Origin of the sequence: Yinghuangia aomiensis (assembly GCF_039542225.1) — a bacterium.
In the GTDB taxonomy this organism is placed as follows: domain Bacteria; phylum Actinomycetota; class Actinomycetes; order Streptomycetales; family Streptomycetaceae; genus Yinghuangia; species Yinghuangia aomiensis.
Map to the genome: position 1 here is coordinate 24,240 of NZ_BAABHS010000028.1, position 23,397 is coordinate 47,636.

Genomic DNA, 23,397 nt, shown 5'->3' on the forward strand with positions numbered 1-23,397 from the left:
CGTGGTGCCGCAGAATGACCGGCCTCGGCGACATCATGCCGGGATACTCCGAAAACCAGGTATTCACGGCTTTGGTACGGGTATGCGGCGCGGCATTGCGCGCCCGCCCGGGGCCGTGCTCGAAATCCTTCTCCTCGAACGGGCGTTCTTGTGACGATTGACGTGATCGTGGTCGGCGGCGGACCCACCGGCCTGATGCTGGCCGCCGAACTGCGCCTGCACGGCGTGGGCGTGGTGGTGCTGGAGAAGCTGGCCGCACCGACCGGGGAGTCGCGCGGCCAGGGACTGCACGCGCGCAGCGTCGAGATCATGGACCAGCGCGGGCTGCTGGACCGGTTCGCCGCGGTGAGCGAGAAGTTCCAGTCGGGCGGCCTGTTCGCGGGGCTGCCGAAGCCGTGGCCACCGGGCATGGACACCGCGCACCCGTACGGTCTCGCCACCCCGCAGCCGGTCACCGAACGCCTGCTCGACGAACGCGCGCGCGAACTCGGCGCGGACATCCGCCGCGGCCGCGCGGTCGTCGACCTGCACCAGGACGCGGACGGCGCGACCGTCGCGCTTGCCGACGGCAGCACGCTGCGCGCCCGCTACGTCGTCGGCTGCGACGGAGGCCGCAGCACGGTCCGCAAGCTCCTCGGCGTCGCCTTCCCCGGCGAACCCGCCACCGCCGAACACCTGCTCGGCGAGCTGGAACTGACCGCGGATCCGGCGGCGATCGCCGAGGTCGTGGCGGAAGTCCGCAAGACCCAGCTGCGGTTCGGCGCCGTCCCGGACCGCGAGGTCGCGGGCCTCTACCGCGTCGTCATGCCCGCGGACGGCTTGGCCGAAGGCCGCGAGGCCCCGACGCTCGACGAGTTCTCCGGGCGACTGCGGGCCGTCGCGGGCACCGACTTCGGCGCCCGCGCGCCGCGGTGGCTGTCCCGGTTCGGCAACGCCACGCGGCAGGCCGAGCAGTACCGGGTCGGCCGGGCGTTCCTCGCCGGCGACGCCGCGCACATCCATCCCCCGACCGGCGGGCAGGGGCTCAACCTCGGTGTCCAGGACGCGTTCAACGTCGGTTGGAAGCTCGCCGCCGCGGTGCGGGGCTGGGCGCCCGACGGGCTCCTCGACACCTACCACGCCGAACGCCACCCGGTCGGCGCCCGGGTGGTCTCCGGCACGCGCGCGCAGATGACACTGATGGGCACCGACCCGGGCGCCGTCGCGCTGCGCGAGCTGTTCGACGAACTGATGGCCTTCGACGACGTCAACCGCCATGTGACCGGCATGATCACCGCCTTGGACGTCCGCTACGACTTCGGCGAGCCCGGCAGCCACGACCTCGTCGGCCGACGCCTGCGGGACGTCCGGCTGACGCACGGCCGCCTCTACCCGCTGCTGCACGCCGGCCGCGGCCTGCTCCTCGACCGGACCGGCCGGCTGTCGGCACACGCCTGGGCGGACCGCGTCGACCAGGTCGCCGACCGCATCGACCCGGCCGAGGACGTCGACGTTCCGGCGGTGCTCCTCCGTCCGGACGGCCACGTGGCCTGGATCGGCGACGGCCAACACGACCTCGCCACCCACCTGACCCGCTGGTTCGGCCCCGCCACGCCCGACGCGGCCGCCGGGTGAGGATCAGACGCGCACGGCTCGCCCGTGGTCGCTCTCCAGCGGCGTGCGCAGTTGGTCCAAGACCCGTTTGAGCAGCCGGGAGACGTGCATCTGCGAGATGCCGAGTTCGCGGCCTATTTCGCGCTGCGTCTTGTCGCCCCAGAAGCGCAGGCGCAGGATCGTCCGGTCGCGTTCGTCGAGGTCGGCGATGAGGGGGGCGACGGAGACCTTGAAGTCGACGAGGTCGAACTCGGGCTCTTCGGCGCCGAGCCGTTCGGTGGACGCCTGGCCCGGGTCGCCCTCGGGCCGGTTGCGCACGGCGTCCAGCGAGTCGACGCTGTAGGCGTGTTCGGCTTCGCGGCCGAGGCGCACGTCCTCGACGGTGGTGTCGAGGTGGGTGGCGATCTCCTGTTCGGTGCCGTCGCGCCCCAGTTCCTGGCGGACCTCCTCCTGGGCGCGGGTCACGGCGAGGAACCGCTCCTGCTGCCCGCGCGGGACGTGCACGCCCCATCCGGTGTCGCGGAAGAACCGCTTGATCTCCCCGGTGATGGTCGGCAGCGCGAACGACGCGAACTCGTCGCCGCGTTCGGGGTCGTAACGGTCGATGGCCTTGATCAGGCCGACTATGCCGGTCTGAACCACGTCTTCGTACAGGTCGCGGCGGCGCTTGTAGCGCCGTGCGGCGTGGTGCACCAGCGCGAGGTTGGCGTCGACCAACGCGGCCCGGATACGCCCGTATTCGCGCGTGCCCTCCTCCGCGTCGCGCAACCGTGCCAGCAATACCCGGGTGACCCGGCGCGCGTCCGACTTGTCCAAGTCGCGCACCCGGTCCATCCCCAGTGCATCGACCAGCCACAAGTCCGGCGGCGCGGACGGCAGGTGGGTTTCCACGGCGGTCGCTGCAAAAGCCACAGGGGCTCCTTCCCTGGTCCGAGACCCTGCGGGGCGCGGCGGCCCAGATCCTGGCTGGGCCCCGTCGGGAAGTCGCGCCGACGGCAGGGGAACTCCGCGGGGCGCGCGACGTGCGCACGCTGCTGCGCGGGGCCCGGCACGTGTCGGGTGCCTTGGCCCGGAGCGGTCGACACCCGCCCTCATCACCGGAACCGGCAGGCAGCCCGGCGGCCATGCCTCCATCCTTACCAAGGGTCGGGGGCAGAAAACACCCCTGGGTGGATTCCGGGCCGACATGCCACGAAAATTGGAACGTCCGTTCGATGTCGCGGGCGTGCCGGGCGAAAACCGATCGGTTCCCGCGGCGGCCCCTGTTACGGTCGGGACATGGAGTTCTTGCCCACCCACGTGCGCACCGGTCCCCGGACCGGCGCCGCAGCCGCGCGAGCGACCCGCTCGCCGGCTGCCGCTGCTTGCTGAACTCCCCTTCCTTCGCCCGGCGGCCGGAAACGGACCGCCGGGTGTGCCGTGTCGTCGCGGAGAGGCTCCCGCAGTCCGTTCCCGGTCCTTGGCGTCCCCCGCCCCTTCGCCCCGAGGACCACGGCCATGGACACCGAGCAGATCCTGCGCACCTTCACCGACTTCTTCCGCGAACGCGGGCACCGCCTCATCACCGGCACGACGCTGCTTCCCCCGCCGGGGGATCCGGTGCTGTTCACCACGTCGGGCATGCATCCGCTCACGCCCTACCTCCTGGGCGAGCCGCATCCCGAGGGGCGGCGCCTGGTCGACGTGCAGCGCTGCCTGCGCACCACCGACCTCGACGAGGTGGGCGACACCACACACTTGACCGTCTTCGAGATGCTCGGCTCGTGGTCGCTCGGCGACTACGGCCACCCGCAAAGCCTCCGCTGGGGCTACGAACTCCTGCGCGACGGCTTCGGCATCCCGCACGAGCGGCTGCACGCCACCGTCTTCGGTGGCGACGACACCCTCGGCCCGGACACCGATTCCCTACGGGTCTGGGACGACCTGGGCGTCCCGGTCGAACCGACCGGCGGCGACAACTGGTGGTCCAACGGACCCACGGGCCCGTGCGGCCCGGACTCGGAGATCTTCGTGTGGACCGGCGGCCCCGGCACGCCGCCGCAAGGCCGGCCGAGCACCGATCCGCGGTGGGTGGAGGTGTGGAACCACGTCCACATGCGCTACCACCGGCACGACGACGGCAGCCTCGAACCGCTGCGGCAGCCGGGCATCGACACGGGCATGGGCCTGGAACGCCTCGCCACGCTGCTGCAAGGCCGCGATTCGGTCTACGGGATCGACCTGTTCGACCCGTGGATGCGGATGCTGCCACCGCTGTGGGACCTCGACGAACCTTCATTGCGCCTGGTCTCCGACCACCTGCGGTCCGCCGCCGTCATCGTCGGGGACGGCGTCCGGCCGTCGAACACCGGCCGTGGGTACGTCCCACGCCGCCTGATCCGCCGCGTCCTCACCACGCTGTGGCGCGGCGAACCGTCGCGCACCCTCGCCGACCTGCCGCCCGAACCGCTCGACCACACGCTGGAGCACTTCCGCCAGTCCGGCGGGTCGGACCCGGTCGTCGCCGTGCTGCACGACGAGGAACGCCGGTTCCGGACACTGCTGGAGCGCGGACGGCGCGTCCTCACCCGCCCCGAATTCGCCCGCACGCTGGGCGAAGAGGACTACCGGTACCTGCACGACACCCATGGCCTCCCGCGCGAGTTGGTGTCCGGAATCCTGCGCCCCGAATGACGGCCGTGCGGGTCCGCCGGCTGCCCGGTGACGCCCGGCCGTCACCGGCAGCAGGCGGGCCCGTTTGGGTCGGCGGATAGCGAGCAAATTCCCTATATGGCGACAACTCGCAGGCGCAGAACGCACGTTCATCTCATCGCCACGGCCATCCGAGCCGTGACCGCGGTCTTCGTGGGCATCCTGGTGCTGCACATCCTGCTGGTGCTGCTCGAGGCCAACCCGGGGAACAGCCTGGTCCAGCACCTGTCCAACTGGGCGGGCGACATCTCGGGCTGGTCCAAAGACCTCTTCACTCCCGACAGCTACAAGGCCCGCGTCTTCGTGAACGAAGGCCTCGCGGCCGTGGTCTACGCCCTCGTCGGCGGCGCACTCTCCCGTGCCTCGACCCGCCTCTGACGGTGCACGACCTCCGACGGTGCACGACCGCACGCCTTCACGGCCCCGGCGACCGCCGCCGGACCGGCCCGGCACGTTTGGCATGCTGCCGGGGGTGTGAAGATCCACCAGACACGCCCTAACCCCGCACGCCCTCCAATACCGCCAAAGCCAGATCCAGGTCCGATTCCGCCGCCAGGGCGATGGACAACCGCGTGTACACGCCGGTGTACCGCTCGCGGAGCAAGCGACCGGCCGTGGCCGGGTCTTCGGCGACGACGGCGAACGTGCCCAAGACGTCGTCGTCGATGAGGCCGCCCATCTCCTTCCACCGTCCCTGCAGGGACAGTTGGTGCAGGTCCTCGTGCAGGTCGCCCCAGCCGTGGTGTTCCAGGACCGCGCGGTAGGCGCGTGTGGAGCCGTAGAAGGCAAGGCGTTCGCAGATGCCGCTGCGGTTGGCGGCGTACTCGGCTTCGGTGCGGCCGGTGACGGTGAACACCTGGCCGGTGATCTCGAACGGCCGGGTGGACGCCCCCGGTTCGCCGGCGGCTTCGGCGCGGGCGCCGCGGACCACCGGGGTGATCTGCTCGGTGACGTACGCGGCGGTGCTGAAAGGGTGGCAGATCACCCCGTCCCCGACCGCTCCCGCGGTCGCCGCCATGCGCGGGCCGACGGCGGCGATGAGCACCGGCGGCGGGCCCTGCTCGATCGGTCCCGGGTCGAACAGCGGGTTCATCAGCGTGTGCTGGTAGAACTCGCCGCGGAAGTTCAGCTTCTCCCCGGTCTGCCACGCGTCCCAGATCGCCCGCGTCGCGGCGACGAACTCGCGCATCCGCGCGGCCGGGCTCGACCACGGCATGCCGAAGCGGCGCGTGATGTGGGCCTTGACCTGCGAGCCGAGGCCGATGGCCGCGCGTCCGGCGGACATCCGCTGCAGCGTCCAGGCGCTGGAGGCCAGGGTCATCGGCGTGCGGGCGAACGCGATCGCCACGCCGGTGCCCACCTCGACGGACGCGGTGTGCGAGGCCGCGACGGCCAGCGGCGGGAAGGGGTCCTGCGCGGTCTCCGGGACCAGGACCCGGTCGATTCCGTGCCGTTCGGCGATCACCGCGGCCTTGGCGATGTCCGGCTGGGTGCCTATGCCGAGGTCGAGCTTCAGCGGTTCGGCGGGCTGCGTCGTCATCTGGTTCCTTTTCTGAGTAAGGCAGTTCGCGGCGGTCCGGCTTACACCAGCGCGTTCACTCCGGTGAGCGCGCGGCCGATGATGAGCTTCTGGATCTGGCTGGTGCCTTCGTAGAGGGTGAGGACGCGGGCGTCCCGCAGGTACTTGCCGAGCGGGTACTCGTCGATATAGCCGTAGCCGCCGAAGACTTGAAGGCAGTTGTTGGTGACGCGCACGGCGGTTTCGCCCGCGTGGTACTTCGCGATCGACGCATCCGTCGCGAATTCCTTGGGCGCCATGCCCGCATCGACCATGCGCGCCACCTGGTGGGTGAGCAGCCGCGATGCCCGGACGTCGACCTCGGAGTCGGCCAGCAGCTCCTGCACGAGCTGGAACGAGGCGATGGGCTTTCCGAACTGGGTGCGCTCGGTCGCGTACCGCACCGCCGCGTCCACCGAAGCCTGGGCGACGCCCACCGCGCCGGCCGCCACCGAGACCCGGCCGCGAGTCAGCGCGGCCATCGCGATGCCGAGGCCGCGGCCGACGTCGCCGAGGCGGGCGCCGTCGGGGACGCGGACCGCGTCGTAGACCAGTTCGGCGGTGGCTTGGCCGCGCAGGCCGAGCTTGCCGTGGACCTCCGACGCCGTGAGGCCGGGGCTGTCGGTGGGCACCAGGAAGGCGGTGATCCCGGCATCGCCGGCCCGGGCGAAGGTCAGCGCGACCTTGGCCCACGTGCCGTTGGTGATGAACATCTTGGTGCCGCTGATCAGCCAGTCGCCGCCGTCGCGGACCGCGCGGGTGGCCAGCGATCCTGCGTCGGATCCGGTGCCGGGTTCGGTGAGCGCGAAGCAGCCGAGGGCGTTGCCACTGACCAGTTGCGGGAGCCACTCGCTCTTCTGCTCGGCGGTGCCGTGCGCGGCGATGGTCTTGGTGACGAGTCCGAGGGACACCGAGACGATGCCGCGGACCGAGGAGTCGCCGCGGCCGAGTTCCTCGGTGGCGAGGACGTAGGACAGCATGTCGGCGGGGGTGCCGCCGTACTCCTCGGCGATGGTCAGGCCGAGGAAGCCCAGGTCGCCGAGGCGTTTGACGATCCCCCGGTCGACGCTCTCGGCGCGGTCCCAGGCGCGGGCGTGCGGGGCGATCTCGGTGTCGACGAAGTCCGCGGCCATCGCGCGGATATCGCGCTGGGTGTCGGTGAGGCCGAAGTCGGGTGCGGGCATCAGGGAAGCTCCTTGAAGTGCGGGTAGGGGCTGGGGCGCTACACGTCGGCCGGTGCGGTCCCGGCTTCGGTCAGGGGCAGCCCCAGGCGGGCCCGTTCGGTCACCCACCGGGTAGGCCGGTAGCGCGGGTCCCCGGTCTCGTCGTGCAGGGCGCGCTGCAGTTGCAGCATCCGCGCGGCCCCGATCCGGTCGCCCCAGGCCAACGGGCCGTGCGGATAGCCGAGTCCGGCGGCGACGGCGCCGTCGATGTCGGCCGGGTCCGCGATGCCGCGTTCGGCGACCGAGGCGGCGACCGACACGATCGACGCCAGGATCCGCTGCGCGACCCCGCCGGGCGTGTCGCGGACGACGGTGACCCCGCGCTCCGGCGCTGCCCCGGCGTCGGGTCGGGCCAGCACCGCCCGCGCGTCGCGCGCGGCGGCGGGGTCGGAGGCCGGGGTGACGGCGAGGACCCGGCGGGGCCCGTCGAGCGCGAGCGGGTCGACACCGAAGGCCAGGCGCGCGGGGAGCCCGCCTTCGGCGACCGCGGCGGCCACCGTGGTGCCCCAGGTCGGCACCAGCACGAGGGTGTCGTCGTCCGGTCCGCCGTCGGTGCGGACGGTCGCGCCGGACCGTGCGAGGGCGTCGCGCAGCGCGTCCGCGTCGGGCCCGGCACCGGCGACCCGCACCGGCCGGTCGGCGTTCCCGGCGATCGGCGCTTCGTCGGGGACCGACGCGGTGCCGTCGGTGTAGGAGTGGAAGCCGCGGCCGGTCTTGCGGCCGTGCAGGCCCGCGGCGACCCGGTTCGGCGTGAGGTACGACGGCCGGAGCCGGTCGGAGTGCCGGAACCCCGTCCACACTTCGTCGTTGACCGCGGCGCTGACGTCCAGGCCGGTCAGGTCGACGAGTTCGAACGGGCCCATGCGCAGGCCCAGCACGTCGCGGACGATGCGGTCGATGTCGGCCGGTTCCGCGACCGTGTCCTCCAGCAGGGCGAGCGCCTCGGTGGCGAGGCCGCGGCCCACGTGGTTGACCAGGAAGCCCGGGGTGTCCGCCACGATCACGGCGGCATGGCCGGTGCCGCGGACCAGGTCCGCGAGCCGGGCCGGAATGTCCGGGCGGGTCAGGACGCCCGGGACCACCTCGACGATCTTCATCAGCGGGACCGGGTTGAAGAAGTGCAGCCCGGCCAGCCGCGAGGGGTCGACGAGGCCCGCGGCGATGCGGGTGACCGACAGCGACGAGGTGTTGGTCGCGAACACCGCGGTGTCCGGCAGGACGGCTTCGAGGGCGCGGAACAGCTCGGTTTTGACGGCGAGGTCCTCGCGGACCGCCTCGACCACCAAGTCGACCCCGGGGCCGGGCGCCGTCGGCGAGTCCAGCGGGACGAGCCTGCCGCGCACCGCGGCGGCTTCCTCCGCGGACATGCGCTGCCTGCGCACCGCCCGCGCCAGCATGTCGGCCACGAACTCGACCGCTTCGCCGACGGATTCGCGGCGCATGTCGCCGATTTCGACGGTGTGGCCTGCGGTGGCCGCCCACTGGGCGATGCCGCGTCCCATGACGCCCGCGCCGACGATCCTGATGTGCACGGTGCTGCTCCTTCCGAGGGTGTTCTCTGTCACGGGTAGTAGTGCGTGAGGGATTCCGCCACGCACGCGGGCTTCGCCGACCCGTCGAGTTCGAAGGTGAACGCCCGGCTCACCTCGACCCCGCCGCGGCCGACCTCGCGGACGCCGGTGACGGCCGCGTGCAGGCGGACCCGGCTGCCGACCGGGACCGGAGCCGGGTACCGGACCTTGCCGAGACCGTAGTTGAGCGCCATGCCGACGCCGGTGACCCGGATCAGTTCGGCGACCATCGGGACGCCCCAGCTCAGGATCATGTAGCCGTGCGCGATGGTGCCGCCGAACGGCCCGTCGGCGGCGCGGTCGGTGTCGGTGTGGATCCACTGGTGGTCGCCGGACACGTCCGCGAAGGCGTCGATCTGCTTCTGCGTCACCTCCCACCACCGGGAGTGGCCCAGGTCCCGGCCGGCCAGGCGGGTGATCGCGGCGATGCCGTCGACGACGAGGGGCATGGTGGTGCTCCGTTCCTTGCGTGTGGGGGCGGGGGGAATCCCGATCGGGCGGGGGCCGCTCAAGGGCGCCGGACGGCGGCGGGGTCCGCCTCCCGCAGGGCGTCGTCCCGCACGCGGCGCCGGTCCGGCTTGTTGTTGGCCGTCAGCGGGATCGCGTCGAGCAGCCGCAGGCCTTTGGGGACCTTGTAGCCGGCCAGGCTCGTCCGGCAGAACTCGCGCAGCTCGGCGAGGCGGACCGTGGCGCCCGGCACCGGGACCACGGCGATCTCGACGCGCTCGCCCCAGTGGTCGTCGGGGAGTCCGAACGCCAGGGCGTCGGCGACCCGCGGGTGGCGGAGGACGACGTCCTCGACCTCGCGCGGGTACACGTTCTCGCCGCCGGTGGTGATCATGTCCTTGCGGCGGCCGACGATCGTCACCCAGCCGTCCGCGGCGCGCGCGGCGAGGTCGCCGATGTGCACGCCGTCCGGGCGGAACGTCTCCTCGGTGTCGCGCGGCAGGCCGTAGTAGCCGCGGGCCTGCCACGGGCACGCGACGACCAGGTCGCCGACCTCGCCGGGCGCCGTCTCGCGGCCGTCGGGGCCGAGGACCCGCACGGTCGCTCCCGGCAGCGGCCGGCCGACGCCGGTGAACCGGCCCGCGGCCAGGTCGTCGTGGTCGAAGCCCATGACCGAGCCGAGTTCGGTCGCGCCGAAGCCCGCGCGGATTTTCGCGTTGGGGTAGTCGCTCAGCAGGTCGCGCACGAAGTCCCCGCCGGCCGGCGCCGATCCGAAGCGGATCGCGGTCACCCGGTCCCGGGCTGCCGCGGCGAACCCGGGGTGGGCGCGCATCGCGGTGAACATCGTCGGCGCGCCCATCAGCCGGGTCGCCCCGCCGTCGACGGCCGCCAGCGCCGCGCCCGCGTCGAACTTGCGCTGGATCCACACCTCGCCGCCGGCCAGCAGCGGCGCCAGCAGGTTGGTGCCGAGGGTGATGTGGAAGAACGGCGAGAAGCACAGCTCGACGTCCTCCGGGGTGCGCGGGTTGCCGCGCACGCAGGTGTCGAGCCACAGCCACAGGCTGCGGTGGGTGTGGAAAGCGCCCTTGGGTGTGCCGGTGGTGCCGCCCGTGCCGAACACGATGGCCGGGGCGGCCTCCGCGGGCCGCGGCGGCGGCGTGCCGACGGTGTGCAGCGGGGCGAGCCGGGCGGCGATCGGCAGGTGTTCGGTCGCGGCCGGGAGTTCGACGACGCGGTGGCCGGTGTCGCGGGCGAGGTCCGCGTGGGCCGGGTCGGCGACCACCACGGCGGGGCGCAGCGGGGTGAGGTAGGCGCGGGCTTCCGGTGCGGTGAGCCGGGTGTTGAGCGGTGCCGCGACCATGCCCGCGGCCATCGCGCCGAGGATCACCGCGACGTGTGGGACCGACGGTTCCATGGCGGTGACGACCCGCTCGCCGGGGCGCAGTCCGGCGGCGCGCAGGCCGACGGCGACGGCGTCCGCGGCGTCGACGAGTTCGGCGAACGTGACGTCGCCGGCCTCGTCGCGGAGCGCGCGGCGGTGCGCGCCGTGCGGCTGGGCACCGATGGTGCGCAGCCAGTGGGGCAGGGTCAGGACGTCGGCCATGCGTGGCTCCTTCGGAAGCGACCCGACAGTGATTGAGTGCACTTAATCTATGCATGCCACCCCAGCCGCAGGGAAGAGTGGGCCGACCAGTGTGGTCAAGGCAGCATGGGGGAGGGCCGGGGGCGCGATCGAACCACCTTGCCGACCCCCGAAAATAGAGTGTACTCTTTTCAGCGTTGCCCGTAGCACCGGGAGGAACAGATGGAGTTCGCTTTCACCGAAGCGGACGCGGCGTTTCGCAGCGATCTCGTCGCCTATTTGGAACCCGAACTCGCGCACTGGACGCGCTCCGAGTTCGGCCTAGGCAGTGCCGTCTTCACGGACTTCTCGCGCGAGTTCGTCCGCACGCTGGCCGCCAAGGGCTGGCTCACCCCGCATTGGCCGGTCGAGTACGGCGGCGGCGGACAGGGCGCCTGGCAGCACTTCGTGCTCGGCGAGGAAATGTGGATGCGCGGCGAGCCGCGCGGCCCGCAGTACATGAACGTCAACTGGGTCGGCCCCGCGATCATCAAGTACGGCACCGAGGAGCAGAAGCGCACCCTCCTGCCGCCGATCACCCGCGGCGAGGTCTTCTGGTGCCAGGGCTTCTCCGAGCCCGAGGCCGGCACCGACCTGGCGGCCCTGCGGACCCGCGCGGTCCGGGACGGCGACGGCTACGTCCTCAACGGGCAGAAGATCTGGACGTCGTACGCCAACGAGGCCGACTACTGCTTCCTCCTCGCCCGCACCGGCACCGTCGCGGACGGCCGGGACGGCATCTCGGTGTTCCTGCTGCCGCTGGACACCCCCGGCGTCGAGGTGCGCCGCATCGAGGGATTCGTCGGCGCGCACTCGTTCAACGAGGTCTTCCTCACCGACGCCCGGGTGCCCGCGGAAAGCCGGCTCGGCGAGGAGAACAAGGGCTGGGAAATCGTCCGCCGCACCCTCGCCTACGAAAGGGTCGGCGCCCCGCGGTATGCCCGCGCCGCCCGCGTTCTCGACGGGCTCGCGGAATGGTGCCGGAACGCCGGCTTGCTCGCCGACCCGGGAATCCAGGAGCAATTCGGAAACGCCCGGGTCCTGTGCGAAGCCGCGCGCGTCCTTGTCTACCGTGTGATCGACGAGCGGGCCAAGGGAAAGGAGCCGTCGCCCATGGCCTATCAGGCACGCGCGGCCATGGTCCTGGCCGAACGCGCGGTCGGCGACCTCGCCCTGGACGTCATGGGCAGCGAAGCCCTGGTCGAGCATTCCCCCGGCGACGCGCAATTCCGCAATTCGCTGGGCGCGGGCATCGCCGCGGGCAGCTACGAAACCCAGCTCAACCTGATCAGCCGCCTGATCCTCGAACTCCCGAAGGGATAGCCGTGGATTTCGAACCGTCGGACACACAACGCGCGCTCCTCGACGCCCTCGACGCGCTGCTGCGCCGGCACGCCGGGCCCGCGCGCTCCCGGGAACTGGCGGTGCGCGGCGAATACGACCACGCTCTCGACGCCAAGCTGCGCGCGGGCGGGTTCTTCGAGCTGTTCGCCGACGCCGACGCGGGCCCGCTGGAAGCCGCCCTCGCGGTCGAGCGCATCGCCGCGGAACTCGGCGCGGTCAGCGCGGTGCCGCACCTGCTGGTGCTGCCCGCGCTCGGCCTCCCCTCCCCCGAAGGCCCGGTCGTGCTGGCCGTCCGCGACGACGCGAGCCCCGTGCGGTACGGCGCCGCGGCCCGCCGCGCGCTGCTGGTCGGACCCGACCGGTGTGCCGCCGCGGAACTCGTGCCCGACGACGCCACCCCCGTGCCGTCCGCCTACGGCTACCCCCTCGCCCGCGTCTCCCCCGCCGGCACGACCGACCTCGACCCGGGCACGGCCGCGGCCGCCGCCAACTGGTGGCGGGTCGGCGTCTCCGCCGAAGCCGTCGGCATGATGCGCAAGGCGCTGGACCTGACCGTGCGGTACGCCAAGGACCGCACCGTTTTCCGGCGCCCGATCGGCTCGTTCCAGGCGCTCCAGCACCGCCTCGCCGAGCTGAGCGTGCACGTCGAAGGCGCCCGCTGGCTCACCTACGAGGCCGCCGACCACGGCGCCCCCGCCGAGGCGTCCGCCGTCGCCGCCGCGCACACCATGGCCGCGGTGCGCCGCCTGACCCGGGAGACCCACCAGATCATGGGCGCGGTCGGACTCACCCGCGAACACGACCTGCACCTGTGGACGCTCCGCCTCCAGCAGTTGGCCGCGGAGGCCGGCGGGCTGCGCGGGCACCGGCGGGCCGTGACGGCGTCGCGGTGGGGAGCTGCGGCGTGAGCATCCCCGTGGCGTTCACGCCGGAGCAGGCCGCCCTGGCCGAGTCGGTGCGCCGCTACTGCGCCGCCAAGTGCACCGAAGCGGTCCGGCGTGCGCCGGCCGGCGCGTTCCCGCTGCCGTTCTGGCGCGGGCTGGCCGACCTCGGGGTGTTCGCCATGGCGCTGCCCGGCGAGGGCGGCGGCGCGGGCGAAGTGTGCGCAGCCGCAAGAGAATTGGGCCGCGCTGTCGCGCCCGGCCCGGTGGCCGCGACGTTCTTCGCGGTCCGCACGCTGCCGCGTGCCGACGCGGAACCCGTGGCGGCGGGCGAGGCCCTGGTGTCGATGGGCAAGCCGCCGCTGATGCCGTGGGCGCCGGCCGCGGGCGTGTTCGTCGAAACCGACGGCGACCTCGCGTGGCTCGCGCGGCCGAGCGGCGGCATCGACCCCGTCGACACGCTCGGCGGCGAGCCGTGGGGACGCGTCGCCTTGGAACGCGTCGCCCCGCTGGAGGACGCCGCCGACGGCGCGGACTTCGCGAACGTCGCCCTCGCCGGCTACCTCGGCGGCGCCGGTCGGCGGCTGCTCGACGAGACCGTCGAACACGCCCGCACCCGGGTCCAGTTCGGCCGCGCGATCGGCACGTTCCAGGCGGTCGCGCACCCGATCGTGGACACCGGCCTCGGCCTGGAGGCCGCGGAAAAGCTGGCCGTGGTCGCCGCTCAGGCGGTCGACCAAGGGCACCACCAGGCCTCCGCCCTCGCGGCGGCGGCGCGGCTGTCCGCGGGGCGGGCGGCCATGGCGGCGGCATTCGTCGCCCACCAGACGTACGGCGCGCTCGGCTACTCGGTCGAAGGGCCGGTCGGCCACGTGGCGCAGCGCATCAGGCAACTGTCCCTGCTGCCCGCGCACGAGGCCGGGATCGGCGAGCGGGTACTGGCGATGTACACGGAGAAGGGCCGGGCATGACACAGGATCGGAACGAGGCGGCGGGCGACGAGGCGGGCGGGGACGCCCCGGAGGTCCTCTTCGAGAAACGCGACCACGTCGCGTACATCACCCTGAACCGCCCGCACAAGGGCAACTCGCTGACCGGCACGATGATGCCGCGCATGCGGGAGATCTGGGGCGAGGTCCGCGACGACCCGTGGATCCGGGCGGCGATCGTCACCGGCTCGGGCGAACGGCACTTCTCCACCGGCGCGGACGTCAACGTCGTCGCGAACCGCGGCGGCATGAGCACCGGCACCGGCCCGCTCACCGACGAGGTGTTCTGGTCGCCGCGCCAGAACCGGGTCTGGAAGCCCGTCGTGGCCGCCGTGAACGGCCTGGCCGCCGGGGCCGGCCTGCACTTCGTCGTGGACGCCGACATCGTCGTGGCGTCCGAGCGCGCGAGCTTCATGGACACCCACGTCAACGTGGGCCTGGTCGGTGCGATGGAGAACATCGGCCTGGCCAAGCGCCTGCCGCTGGGCTCCGCGCTGCGCATGACGCTCATGGGCAAGAGCTACCGGATGCCCGCGGAACGCGCCTACCAGCTCGGCCTGGTCGACGAACTCACCGCCCCGGAAGACCTGATGGACACGGCCGAGGAAATGGTCCGGGCCATCGTGAAGAACTCCCCCGCCGCGGTGTCGCTGTCCCAGCAGGCCATCTGGGGCTCGCTGGAGATGAGCTACGCCCAAGCCTGCGAGTACGGCTGGGCCCTGCTGCGCATGCACTGGGCGCACCCGGACTCCAAGGAAGGCCCCCGCGCGTTCGCCGAAGGCCGCGAGCCGCGGTGGACGACGGGCGCACGCGAGGACGGCTGACATGGACTTCGGATTCACCCGTGAAGAAGAGGACTTCCGCAAAGAGGTCCTGGACTTCCTCGCCGACTACCAAGACCTGCAGGGCTACTTCCACCGCGGCGACCACACCGGGGCGGGCCTGCGGGACCTCTACCGGGCGCTCGGCGAGCGCGGCTGGCTGTCGCTGTCCTGGCCGGAGGAGTTCGGCGGCGCGGGCCTCTCCCCCGCCTACGAGTTCATCCTGTGGGACGAGATGGCCTACGCCCGTGTCGCCCGTCCCCCGATGGGCCCCGGCCTGGTCGCCAAGGCCCTGATGGGCCACGGAACCCCCGACCAGTGCGAGCGCTTCCTGCCGGACCTGCGGCTCGGCCGGATCAACTTCTGCCTCGGCTACTCGGAACCCGACGCGGGCTCCGACCTGGCGTCGGTCCGCACCCAGGCACGGCGCGTGTCCGACGCCCAGTACGTCGTCGACGGCGCGAAGTGCTGGACGTCCAACGCGCATTGGTCCGACTACATCTGGCTGCTGTGCCGCACCGGACCGGCCGACAGCCGGGCGCGCGGGCTCAGCATCCTCATCGTGCCGCTCGACCATCCGGGGGTGTCGGTGTCGCCGATCCCCACGCACGACGGAGGCCGCCTCAACGAAGTGCGGTTCGACGGCGTGCGCGTGCCCGCGGAGAACCGGGTGGGTGAGGAGAACCACGGCTGGCAGGTCGCCGGTTCCGCGCTCGCCGTGGAACGGCACGTGCAGTTCCCGCCGAAGCGGCTCCGCCGCGACTTGCAGGACCTCGCCGCGTGGGTCCGGGACACCGGCCTCGACGGCGATCCGGTGGTGCGCCGCACGCTGGGCGATCTGGCGGTCAAGGTCGCCGAGGTCGAGGCGCTCGGGCTGGCGCTGCTCGGCGAGATCATCAGCGGGCAGCCGTCCGCGGTCCCGGCGGCCTACCACAAGCTGGCCGGCACCCTCCTGACCCAGGACATCGCCCGCGCGGCCCTGGAGTTCGGGTCGCCGGAGGCGCTGGTGAAGGGCACCGACGTGGAGTTCATGTGGCGCCAGGCGATCCTCGAGACGATCGGCGGCGGCACGTCCGAAATGATGCGCGGGCTCGTCGCCCGCCAGGCGTTCGGCTTGGAGCGCTGACCCGCACCGAGACCGGCACCGGGCCGTCCTCCCCCGGGACGGCGGGGTCCAGGCCCGGGTGTGAGGCCCGCCGCGCGCGGCGGGCCTCACGCGGACCGCGGGTCAGGCGCCGCCGCCGTTGGACTGCGGGGTGCCCGGGGCGAAGGCGCGGAACGTGTAGATGTAGCCGCCGTCCTTGCCGCCGACCGTGATGAAGCCGTCGGTGGTGCCCGGCTTGATGACGAGGTTGCTGACGAGGGGCTCCCAGCCGCGCTCGTCCGGCACCACGATCGTGCCGATCAGGTCGCCGTGGTCGTTCCAGACGAGGATCTTCCCGGTGCCGATCACGACCTGGTAGACGTTGCTGGCGGCGTCGACCGCGTTGGAGTCGAAGCCGTGGCCGCCGATGTTCGCGGTCATCGCCACCCGGCTCTCCACCACGCTCTTGCCGTCCGGCGCGAGGGTGAACAGGGCTTCGCGGCCGGTGCTGTACTCACCGACCCACAGCGCCGAGTAGTCGGCGTTGAACGAGATGCCGTTCGGCGCGGACAGTCCGCCCTGCAGCACCGTCGGATGGGTGCCGTCGGCGTCGAACCGCACGATGCGGCCGGTCGGGTCCCACGGCGAGCCGTGGTAGTCGGCCACATACATGTTCCCGGCCTTGTCGAAGGCCAGGTCGTCGGGGACCATCGTGCGGCCCTCGACGGGGCCGGAGAAGACGGTGGTGAAGCCGCTGCCGTCCGGATTGAGCCGGTCGATCTTGCCGTTCTTGAAGTCGGTCGCGTAGATCTTGCCGTCGGCCGGGCTGAACTGGAGCGACGAGAAGCCGCTGTCGGCGTCGCGGTGGACCGGGGTGACGGCCTTCGTGCGCACGTCGAACTTGAGGATCTTGGGGCCGCCCGCGGGCGCGGTGAGGTCGACGAAGTACAGCTTGCCGTCGGGGCCGAACGCGGGGCCTTCCAGCACGGTGAGCGGACCGAAGCCGGACGGCGGGTCGAGGTCCGCGACCTTGGCGTAGCGCGTCGCGGGGACTTCGCGCGGGCCTTGGCCGCGGCCGGCGGCGTTGCCGTTGGAGCTTTTGCCGTCCGCCGGGTCGGCCATCGCGGCGGTCGTCGCCGCCGCGCCGCCGGCGCCGAGCACGATGGCGAAGGCGGCGGCGAGGGCGAGGTTCTTGCGGTTGTTCCCGGCTGTCGTACGGTTCTTGCTGTTCTTGCTGTTCTTGCTGCTCTTGCTCTTGCTTGACGTGCTGTTCTCGGTCACCTCTCCTGTCGGTTGTCCGGTCGTGTGTCCTGTCATGTGTTCTCCCGGTGCCAGGGCTCGGTACCCAGGGGCCCGGCGGCGTGCGTGCGCAGCAGGGCCTTCTGGATCTTGCCGGTCGAGGTTTTGGGCAGGTCGCCGAAGACGACCCGGTGGGGTGCTTTGAACTTGGCGATGCGGTCCCGGACGAAAGCGATCAGTTCGGCTTCGTCCGCCGAGGTCCCGGCGCGGAGTGTCACGTAGGCGACCGGGACTTCGCCCCATTTGGGGTGGGGTGCTCCGACCACCGCGGCGTCGAGGACGGCCGGGTGGCGGGCGAGGGTGTGTTCGACTTCGACGGAGGTGACGTTCTCGCCGCCGGAGATGATCACGTCTTTGGCGCGGTCGCGGAGTTCGACGTAGCCGTCGGGGTGCAGGACGCCGAGGTCGCCGGTGCGGAACCAGCCGTCGGCGGTGCAGGCGGCGGCGGTCGCCTCCGGGTCGCGGTAGTAGCCGAGCATGACGTTGTTGCCGCGCAGCACGATCTCGCCGAGCGCCGCGCCGTCCGCGGGCACGTCCGTGCCGGATTCGTCGACGACGCGCACGGGTTCGGCGACGATGTTGGCGATGCCCTGCCGGGCGGTGAGCGCGGCACGGCGTTCGGCGGGGAGGCCGCGCCACTCGGGCTGCGGAGCGCAGACCACGGCCGGGCCGAACGTTTCGGTCAGCCCGTAGAGATGGTGGATCTCCACACCCGCGGCGCCGAGTTCGGCGAGCAGGGCGGGTGCGGGCGGTGCGCCGCCCGCGAAGGCCTGCACGCGGTGCTCCCGCTCGGCGGGGAGGCCCGCGGCGGGGTCGGCGGCCAGCATCGCGAGCACGGTGGGTGCGGCGCAGAAGTGTGTGACGCCGTCCTCGCGGATGGCCCGCCAGATCGCGGCCGCGTCGACCTTGCGCAGGCAGTGGTGGACGCCGCCGGCCGCGGTGACCGCCCACGGGAAGCACCAGCCGTTGGTGTGGAACATCGGCAGCGTCCACAAGTAGCGGGACGAGGTGTCCAGCTTGGCCTGGTACGCCATGGCGAGGGCTTGGAGGTAGGCGCCGCGGTGGTGGTACATGACGCCCTTGGGACGCCCGGTGGTGCCGCTCGTGTAGTTGAGCGACAGCAGGGACTTCTCGTCGGCGACGGGCAGCGCGAGGGGGTCGGCGGCGGCCAGCAGCGCTTCGTACGCGTCGGCGCCGCCGCCGGACTCGACGACGGTGGGCCGCAGACTCGGATCGGCGCGCAACGCGGCGGCGAGGAGGTCGCGGTATTCGGCGTCGACGACGACCGTGGCGGCGCCGCTGTGGCCGAGGATGTACGCGATCTCCGCGGGCGCCAGCCGGGTGTTGAGCGCGACCAGGACGGCGCCCGCGAGCGGGACGCCGTAGTGCGCTTCCAGCAGGACGTGCGTGTTCGGCGCGAGGACGGCGACCCGGTCGCCCGGCCGTACGCCGTGCGCCGCGAGCGCTCCCGCGAGGCGGGTGCTGCGCTGCCACAGCTCGGCGTAGGTGAACCGGAGTCCGCCGTCCACGACGGCCGGACGGTCCGCGAAGACCGCGGCGGCGCGGGCAGCGAAGGCCGTCGGGGTCAGTTCGGAGAATGCCATGCCGTTCATGCGTCACCGTCCGGCCGTCGGGAGGGGTTGAGGTGGGTGGTCGGGCCGGCCGGTCAGGCGGGCGACGGTGCGAAGAACGGCAGCGCGATGTCGTCGGCGACCGGGGCGAACACCACGGACACGGGCATGCCGCAATACACCGCGTCGGGCTCGCAGTTCACCACGTTGGTAAGCATCTGAAAGCCCTCGGCGAGTTCGACGATGGCCACGACGTAAGGAACTTCGAATGCGGGGGTTTGCGGCCGCCAGACGACGGAGTAGCTGTAGACCTCGCCGCTCCCGGAACTCTCCCGCCAGGTGAGCCGGATACCGAGGCAGTTCGGGCAGAAGTCCTGCGGTTTGAAAATGGCGCGGCCGCAGTCTTCGCATTCCTGGTAGCGCAGTTTTCCTTCCGCGCAGCCTTGCCAGAAAGGGGCGGACAACGGGGTCGGCACCGGAATCGGCCGTTGTGCCGGTGAAGGGGAGTCAGGGTTCACAGGTCACTCCGAGGTCATGAGCAGCAGGCCTTTCGGCCAGTTGGCAAGCGCGATCTTCGCGCCGGGAACCTGGTTGACGTTCGCGGTGCCGCGCAATTGCTGGACGGCGCGGACGACTTTCTGGGTGAGTTGCGAATAGCCGGTGTGCGAGTGCGCCATGACGCCCCCGTCGGTGCAGATCGGGTAGCGGCCGTCGAGGCGGATGTTCTCGGGCGACAGGAGCTGTGCGCCTTCCCCCGGCGCGCAGTATCCGTAGGCCTCGAAGTAGCGGGGGATCTCGTAGGTGAAGTTGTCGTAGACCTCGAAGACGTCGACGTCGTCGCGGGCGATGCCGGCCTGCGCGAAGGCCGCGTCGGCGGCGCGGCGGCCGACCGGGCCGGTGCGGCGGTACGCGGGCGGGTTGACGTACGTCGGACCCCACTCCTCACGGCCGCCGCCGAGCAGCCGGATCGGCGCCGCGGGCAGGTCGCGGGCCCGTTCCCTATCGGTCAGCACGATGGCGCTGCCGCCTTCGGAGGTCGTCGCGCAGTCGAGCAGCCGGTAGGGCGAGGCGACCATGCGGGACGCGAGGATGTCGTCGGGGGTGAACGGGCCGCGGCCGTAGTAGACGGCGTTGGGGTTCACGGCGCCGTAGTTGCGGATCGTGGCGGGGATGTGCGCCACGTCCTCGGGCTTGATGCCGAACTCGTGCAGGTAGCGCTGGGCGGGCAGGGCCCATTCGACGGCGGTGTGCAGGCCCCACGTCTCGATGAACTCGTTCGTGGGACGGGTCCACGGCGCCGTCGACGCGCGGTCGGTGTAGAGCGACGCTTGGCCGCTGGCGATCAGCGCGACCGCGCATTCGCCGGACGCGACCGCGAGCGCGGCTTCCAGGACCGCTTGCACGCCGTCCATCTCGTGGCCGATCCAGAAGTGCTCGGCACCGACGTCGTAGGCGAACGCGGCGCTTGCCTCCGCGTCCAGCCCGACGGTGATGTTGAACCCGTCGACGTCCGCCATGGCGAGACCGGCCTGGGCCAGCGCGCCCTTCGCGGCTTCCAGCGTCACCGACGCCGAGGTCCGTCCCGGCAGCGTCCGCGCCTGCGGCGTGTTGAACGCGCCGACGACGGCGACGCCTTGCAGCGCCCGCCCGATGTCCTTGAGCACGGGAAGCCCTCTCTTGTCGACCCCACCCAAACACGAAAAGAGTATCCTCTTTACCGACGGCCACACAATGGTCATCGGGCGCCGACGGGGCGGAAATTGCCGCGATCGGCGCCAACCAGGCAGCCCACCGAGGGCTACGGTGCCGCAACCCTGGACCTTTGCCAGCTGTTGAGTACACTGAACTTGTGTCGACACGTCGGGCATGGCGTGTTCAGCGGGGGCGTCTCCGGCGCCCCGGCAGCGACTCGCGAAAGGGACGCTCCATGACTTCGCCGGTTCCGCCGCGCCTCGGCGCGGCCGACCTCCTCGGCAGCCTCGCCCTCCCCACCCGGGGCACCGTCTACGACCTGTCATCGGGCTGGTGGCGGCACATGCCGAGCTTCGCCGGGTATCCGCGCTTCGAGGTGGTCACCTACAACTCGCCGCAGGCGCAGCGCAGCGAGAAGCGCTTCCCCTTCGACGACCCGGAGCGCAACCAGGAGCAGATCGGCTACACGTCCGAGCTGGTCTCCGGCGGCCTGCACACCGGAACGCACATCGACGCGCTGTGCCACATCACGTGCGGCGACAACGACGAATGGCACGGCGGCGTGTCCGCACGTGACGCGATGGGCAACTACGGCGCGGAAAGCGGCGACGCGTCGGAGCTGCCGGCGATCATCGGCCGGGGCGTGCTGCTCGACATCCCCAAGGCGCTCGGCGTCGACGTCCTGCCGCCGCACTTCGGGATCGGCGAGGAACACCTCCGCCAGGCCGCCGAGGCGGGCGGCGTGGAGGTCCGGGACGGCGACATCGTGCTGGTGCGCACCGGGCAGATGAAGTACTGGCCGGACATCAAGAAGATCCGTGCGCTGAGCGACGGCAGCGGCGTCGCCCTCGACGGCGCCCACTGGCTGGTCGCCCAAGGCGCCCGCTACGTCGGCGCCGACACCCTGTCATTCGAACGCATGCCGTCCCCGGACCCGGCCAACCCGTTCCCGGTGCATGTGTACCTGCTGCACGAGCACGGCATCCACATCATGGAATGGGTGAACTGCGAGGAACTGGCCGCCGACGGCATCACCGAGTTCCTGTTCATGGGCCTGCCGCTGACGATCCGCGGGGGGACGGGGTCACCGCTGCGGCCTGTCGCGGTGGCCTGAAGGGGCGTTCGGCTGCCTCAGTCGTCCACCACCACGATGCGGCAGGCACGCAGGGTGTCGGCGGGGACCGCCAACCGTCGGCGGCCCGCGTCCCGGTGGGCGAGGAGGGCATCGTCCCAGCCTTCGCCGCGGAGTTGCTCAGGTGAACTGAGAGCGTCGTGGTCCGTCCGGCCCGTGCAGGCCAAGTGGCCCGGGTAGCCGTAGGGCAGGCGTTCCGTGCGCCACCCCGGCCATGCGGCGGCCAGCCGCTCGTGCGCTGCCGGGGGAACCGAGTCCGCCGTCCAATAGCGCAGACGCCGAGATGCCGTGTCGAGGACCGCGCCCGCGCTTCGACCGACGGTGGATTCGCCGGGCAGCGGGTACGGGGCTTCGGCCGACAACGCCGGAACCACCGCCTCGCCGTGGCGGGTGAGCCAGCCGACGACGTCCCAGTACTCCAGGCGGTAGTCCAGCACCACGTCGTCGGGCCGGACGACACTGACGACCGAGCAGCAGGAATGGAACCAATCCGCGGAAGACTCCGCGTACTTCACGGTGATCTCGGACCGCCCGGCGTCCCACCCGACAAACCACTCGTCGCGCGCGCACAGGGCGGCGAGCGGGACGTCCGCCGGAGCCGGGTCGTCGGGCGCCACGGCGGGTGCGGCCTGCGGCACGACGTCGAGAAGCCCCTGTCGGCCTCCCCACGCGTAGCCGACATCCCAGCCCGACCACACCGGGGCCGCCGCAACCCACGCCGCGAAGCTGTCGGCGTGGGCGGCACTGTGCAGGGACATTCCGCACTGAAAGTGGCGCACACGGCGTTCGACCATGTCGATCGCGACGGCCCGGCAGTGCCAGCCGTCGACGAAGTCGGCAGCGCGTCCGTCGTCCGTCGGTATGCCGGTGCGGCGGATCATCTCCAGCATGCCGTCGACGTGCTCCGCACGGCCGAGATCCCACCAGCTGTGCTTCTCCGCGGTGACCAGGCATCTGCCATCCGCATCACGGAGGATGTATGCCGTCCGACAGCTCATCTCGCGAACGCTACGCCACCCCGGCAGACGCCGGGACCGCCCCGGGCGTGCTTGCGCCAAGACGGTCGCAGCCGCCGAACCGACCCGGCTCACTCCTGCTCGTCGGCCGCTTCGTCGTCCAGAAGGGCGGCGATCGCCTGCAAGTGGCGCCGCATCCGGTGCTGGGCGAGCGCGGCGTCGCCGCCGACGATGGCCTCCACGATCGCCTCGTGCGCCTCGTGCGAACGCAGCGCTCCCTCGCGCAGGCCTTCGTCGGACTGCTCGCCCGACTCCCACTCCTGCTGCACCATGTCCTGGTCGAGCTGTGCGAGCACCTCGACGAACAGGGTCAGCGCCGGGTTGCCCGCGAGTTCGGCGATCACGCTGTGCAGGTTGCGCGCATGCCCGAGGGTGACGCCGCGGTCGATCAAGTCCCGTTCGGTGGCCAGCGATTCGGCCAGCCGGGCAATGCCCGGCTCGGTGAGTTTCTCCGCGGCGGCCGTCACGCCCGCGAGTTCGAGGGCCATCCGGGCGTCGAACAGCTGCCGGCGGCTGACCGCCGCGCGGCGCAGATAGACGCGCGCGGCGTCGCGCACGATGCCCGGGTCCGGTTCGGTGACGACGAGACCGCCGCCGGGGCCGCGCCTCATGCGGGCCATCTGGTGGTGCTCGACGAGGCGTACGGCTTCGCGGAAGACCGCCCGGCTCACCCCGTACCGCTCGATCAGCTCGCGCTCGGACCCCAGGACGGTGCCGGTGCTCCAGCCCGACGAGACGATGTCCTTCTCGATCCGCGCGGCCACCGTCTCGGCGAGCCGCTGACTGCCTCCCTCCTGCATACGCCGTGCCGCCCTTCCCACGAAAAAGGATACTTATTCAGGGGTTCATCCTAGCGAATCCAGG

The 23,397-nt window shown here is 72.1% G+C and carries 21 protein-coding genes; 9 read left to right on the forward strand and 12 right to left on the reverse strand.

Going from position 1 to position 23,397, the window contains the following annotated elements; translation table 11 throughout:
* Positions 1–150: 150 nt before the first annotated feature.
* Positions 151–1,614 carry an FAD-dependent monooxygenase gene (locus ABEA93_RS30855; RefSeq protein WP_345679146.1) on the forward strand — a complete coding sequence of 488 codons (1,464 nt, stop codon included), beginning with the start codon at positions 151–153 and terminating at the stop codon, positions 1,612–1,614.
* Positions 1,615–1,617: 3 nt separating this feature from the next.
* Here the strand turns inward: ABEA93_RS30855 and ABEA93_RS30860 are convergent, their stop codons facing one another.
* The gene (locus ABEA93_RS30860; protein ID WP_345679147.1) at positions 1,618–2,505 is read right to left on the reverse strand and encodes a SigB/SigF/SigG family RNA polymerase sigma factor; all 888 of its coding nucleotides are present in this window, start codon (positions 2,503–2,505) and stop codon (positions 1,618–1,620) included.
* Between the two features lie 585 nt (positions 2,506–3,090).
* On the opposite strand from ABEA93_RS30860, the gene ABEA93_RS30865 reads away from it, so the two are divergent.
* Both ABEA93_RS30865 and ABEA93_RS30870 read left to right on the forward strand, forming a co-directional pair.
* Complete coding sequence (locus ABEA93_RS30865; protein WP_345679148.1) at positions 3,091–4,266, forward strand: alanine--tRNA ligase-related protein; 1,176 nt, start codon at positions 3,091–3,093, stop codon at positions 4,264–4,266.
* A gap of 156 nt (positions 4,267–4,422) precedes the next feature.
* The gene (locus ABEA93_RS30870) at positions 4,423–4,662 is read left to right on the forward strand and encodes a hypothetical protein (protein ID WP_345679149.1); all 240 of its coding nucleotides are present in this window, start codon (positions 4,423–4,425) and stop codon (positions 4,660–4,662) included.
* A 118-nt stretch (positions 4,663–4,780) separates the two neighbouring features.
* Here the strand turns inward: ABEA93_RS30870 and ABEA93_RS30875 are convergent, their stop codons facing one another.
* From ABEA93_RS30875 to ABEA93_RS30895, 5 genes are read right to left on the reverse strand one after another with little or no spacing between them, the layout of a single operon-like run.
* Positions 4,781–5,824, reverse strand: a complete 1,044-nt coding sequence (locus tag ABEA93_RS30875; protein WP_345679150.1) for a TIGR03617 family F420-dependent LLM class oxidoreductase — start codon at positions 5,822–5,824, stop codon at positions 4,781–4,783.
* Positions 5,825–5,865: 41 nt separating this feature from the next.
* Positions 5,866–7,026 (reverse strand): acyl-CoA dehydrogenase family protein, encoded by a 1,161-nt coding sequence (locus tag ABEA93_RS30880; RefSeq protein WP_345679151.1) that lies wholly within the window; start codon positions 7,024–7,026, stop codon positions 5,866–5,868.
* A 38-nt stretch (positions 7,027–7,064) separates the two neighbouring features.
* Complete coding sequence (locus tag ABEA93_RS30885; RefSeq protein WP_345679152.1) at positions 7,065–8,597, reverse strand: 3-hydroxyacyl-CoA dehydrogenase; 1,533 nt, start codon at positions 8,595–8,597, stop codon at positions 7,065–7,067.
* Positions 8,598–8,626: 29 nt separating this feature from the next.
* Positions 8,627–9,085, reverse strand: coding sequence for a MaoC family dehydratase (locus tag ABEA93_RS30890; RefSeq protein ID WP_345679153.1), 459 nt, complete (start codon positions 9,083–9,085; stop codon positions 8,627–8,629).
* Positions 9,086–9,144: 59 nt separating this feature from the next.
* Positions 9,145–10,686 (reverse strand): class I adenylate-forming enzyme family protein, encoded by a 1,542-nt coding sequence (locus ABEA93_RS30895; protein ID WP_345679154.1) that lies wholly within the window; start codon positions 10,684–10,686, stop codon positions 9,145–9,147.
* A 201-nt stretch (positions 10,687–10,887) separates the two neighbouring features.
* On the opposite strand from ABEA93_RS30895, the gene ABEA93_RS30900 reads away from it, so the two are divergent.
* The 5 genes from ABEA93_RS30900 to ABEA93_RS30920 are packed head-to-tail and all read left to right on the forward strand — an operon-like array spanning position 10,888 to position 15,865.
* Positions 10,888–12,027: an acyl-CoA dehydrogenase family protein gene (locus ABEA93_RS30900; RefSeq protein WP_345679155.1), complete on the forward strand. Its 1,140-nt coding sequence runs from the start codon at positions 10,888–10,890 to the stop codon at positions 12,025–12,027.
* Positions 12,028–12,029: 2 nt separating this feature from the next.
* Entirely contained in the window at positions 12,030–12,956 is a 927-nt protein-coding gene (locus ABEA93_RS30905) for an acyl-CoA dehydrogenase family protein (protein ID WP_345679156.1), read from the forward strand.
* On the forward strand, positions 12,953–13,900 hold the full coding sequence (locus ABEA93_RS30910) for an acyl-CoA dehydrogenase family protein (protein ID WP_345679157.1): 948 nt from the start codon (positions 12,953–12,955) through the stop codon (positions 13,898–13,900). The genes ABEA93_RS30905 and ABEA93_RS30910 overlap by 4 nt, the downstream gene beginning before the upstream one ends.
* On the forward strand, positions 13,897–14,742 hold the full coding sequence (locus ABEA93_RS30915; RefSeq protein ID WP_345679158.1) for an enoyl-CoA hydratase/isomerase family protein: 846 nt from the start codon (positions 13,897–13,899) through the stop codon (positions 14,740–14,742). The genes ABEA93_RS30910 and ABEA93_RS30915 overlap by 4 nt, the downstream gene beginning before the upstream one ends.
* A gap of 1 nt (position 14,743) precedes the next feature.
* A complete protein-coding gene (locus ABEA93_RS30920; RefSeq protein ID WP_345679159.1) occupies positions 14,744–15,865 on the forward strand; it encodes an acyl-CoA dehydrogenase family protein in 1,122 nt (373 codons plus the stop codon).
* 102 nt (positions 15,866–15,967) lie between these two features.
* Here ABEA93_RS30920 and ABEA93_RS30925 read toward each other — a convergent pair whose 3' ends face one another.
* The 4 genes from ABEA93_RS30925 to ABEA93_RS30940 form a co-directional block, all read right to left on the reverse strand.
* Positions 15,968–17,104, reverse strand: coding sequence for an SMP-30/gluconolactonase/LRE family protein (locus tag ABEA93_RS30925; RefSeq protein WP_345679160.1), 1,137 nt, complete (start codon positions 17,102–17,104; stop codon positions 15,968–15,970).
* A gap of 32 nt (positions 17,105–17,136) precedes the next feature.
* Positions 17,137–18,726, reverse strand: coding sequence for an AMP-binding protein (locus ABEA93_RS30930; RefSeq protein ID WP_345679161.1), 1,590 nt, complete (start codon positions 18,724–18,726; stop codon positions 17,137–17,139).
* Positions 18,727–18,788: 62 nt separating this feature from the next.
* Positions 18,789–19,157: a Zn-ribbon domain-containing OB-fold protein gene (locus ABEA93_RS30935; protein WP_345679162.1), complete on the reverse strand. Its 369-nt coding sequence runs from the start codon at positions 19,155–19,157 to the stop codon at positions 18,789–18,791.
* Between the two features lie 57 nt (positions 19,158–19,214).
* Positions 19,215–20,357 (reverse strand): thiolase family protein, encoded by a 1,143-nt coding sequence (locus tag ABEA93_RS30940; protein WP_345679163.1) that lies wholly within the window; start codon positions 20,355–20,357, stop codon positions 19,215–19,217.
* A gap of 263 nt (positions 20,358–20,620) precedes the next feature.
* Between ABEA93_RS30940 and ABEA93_RS30945 the strand changes: the two genes are divergently transcribed.
* A complete protein-coding gene (locus tag ABEA93_RS30945; RefSeq protein ID WP_345679164.1) occupies positions 20,621–21,499 on the forward strand; it encodes a cyclase family protein in 879 nt (292 codons plus the stop codon).
* 17 nt (positions 21,500–21,516) lie between these two features.
* Here ABEA93_RS30945 and ABEA93_RS30950 read toward each other — a convergent pair whose 3' ends face one another.
* Together ABEA93_RS30950 and ABEA93_RS30955 are read right to left on the reverse strand one after the other, a co-directional pair.
* Complete coding sequence (locus tag ABEA93_RS30950) at positions 21,517–22,515, reverse strand: hypothetical protein (protein ID WP_345679165.1); 999 nt, start codon at positions 22,513–22,515, stop codon at positions 21,517–21,519.
* Positions 22,516–22,604: 89 nt separating this feature from the next.
* The gene (locus ABEA93_RS30955) at positions 22,605–23,333 is read right to left on the reverse strand and encodes a FadR/GntR family transcriptional regulator (RefSeq protein ID WP_345679166.1); all 729 of its coding nucleotides are present in this window, start codon (positions 23,331–23,333) and stop codon (positions 22,605–22,607) included.
* Positions 23,334–23,397 lie beyond the last annotated feature (64 nt).

Coding starts and splice junctions, on each gene's coding strand:
- ABEA93_RS30880 (WP_345679151.1), bottom strand. CDS start 7,026: ATGCCCGCACCCGACTTCGGCCTCACCGACACCCAGCGCGATATCCGC.
- ABEA93_RS30945 (WP_345679164.1), top strand. CDS start 20,621: ATGACTTCGCCGGTTCCGCCGCGCCTCGGCGCGGCCGACCTCCTCGGC.
- ABEA93_RS30890 (WP_345679153.1), bottom strand. CDS start 9,085: ATGCCCCTCGTCGTCGACGGCATCGCCGCGATCACCCGCCTGGCCGGC.
- ABEA93_RS30930 (WP_345679161.1), bottom strand. CDS start 18,726: ATGGCATTCTCCGAACTGACCCCGACGGCCTTCGCTGCCCGCGCCGCC.
- ABEA93_RS30895 (WP_345679154.1), bottom strand. CDS start 10,686: ATGGCCGACGTCCTGACCCTGCCCCACTGGCTGCGCACCATCGGTGCC.
- ABEA93_RS30955 (WP_345679166.1), bottom strand. CDS start 23,333: ATGCAGGAGGGAGGCAGTCAGCGGCTCGCCGAGACGGTGGCCGCGCGG.
- ABEA93_RS30920 (WP_345679159.1), top strand. CDS start 14,744: ATGGACTTCGGATTCACCCGTGAAGAAGAGGACTTCCGCAAAGAGGTC.
- ABEA93_RS30865 (WP_345679148.1), top strand. CDS start 3,091: ATGGACACCGAGCAGATCCTGCGCACCTTCACCGACTTCTTCCGCGAA.
- ABEA93_RS30915 (WP_345679158.1), top strand. CDS start 13,897: ATGACACAGGATCGGAACGAGGCGGCGGGCGACGAGGCGGGCGGGGAC.
- ABEA93_RS30950 (WP_345679165.1), bottom strand. CDS start 22,515: ATGAGCTGTCGGACGGCATACATCCTCCGTGATGCGGATGGCAGATGC.
- ABEA93_RS30875 (WP_345679150.1), bottom strand. CDS start 5,824: ATGACGACGCAGCCCGCCGAACCGCTGAAGCTCGACCTCGGCATAGGC.
- ABEA93_RS30900 (WP_345679155.1), top strand. CDS start 10,888: ATGGAGTTCGCTTTCACCGAAGCGGACGCGGCGTTTCGCAGCGATCTC.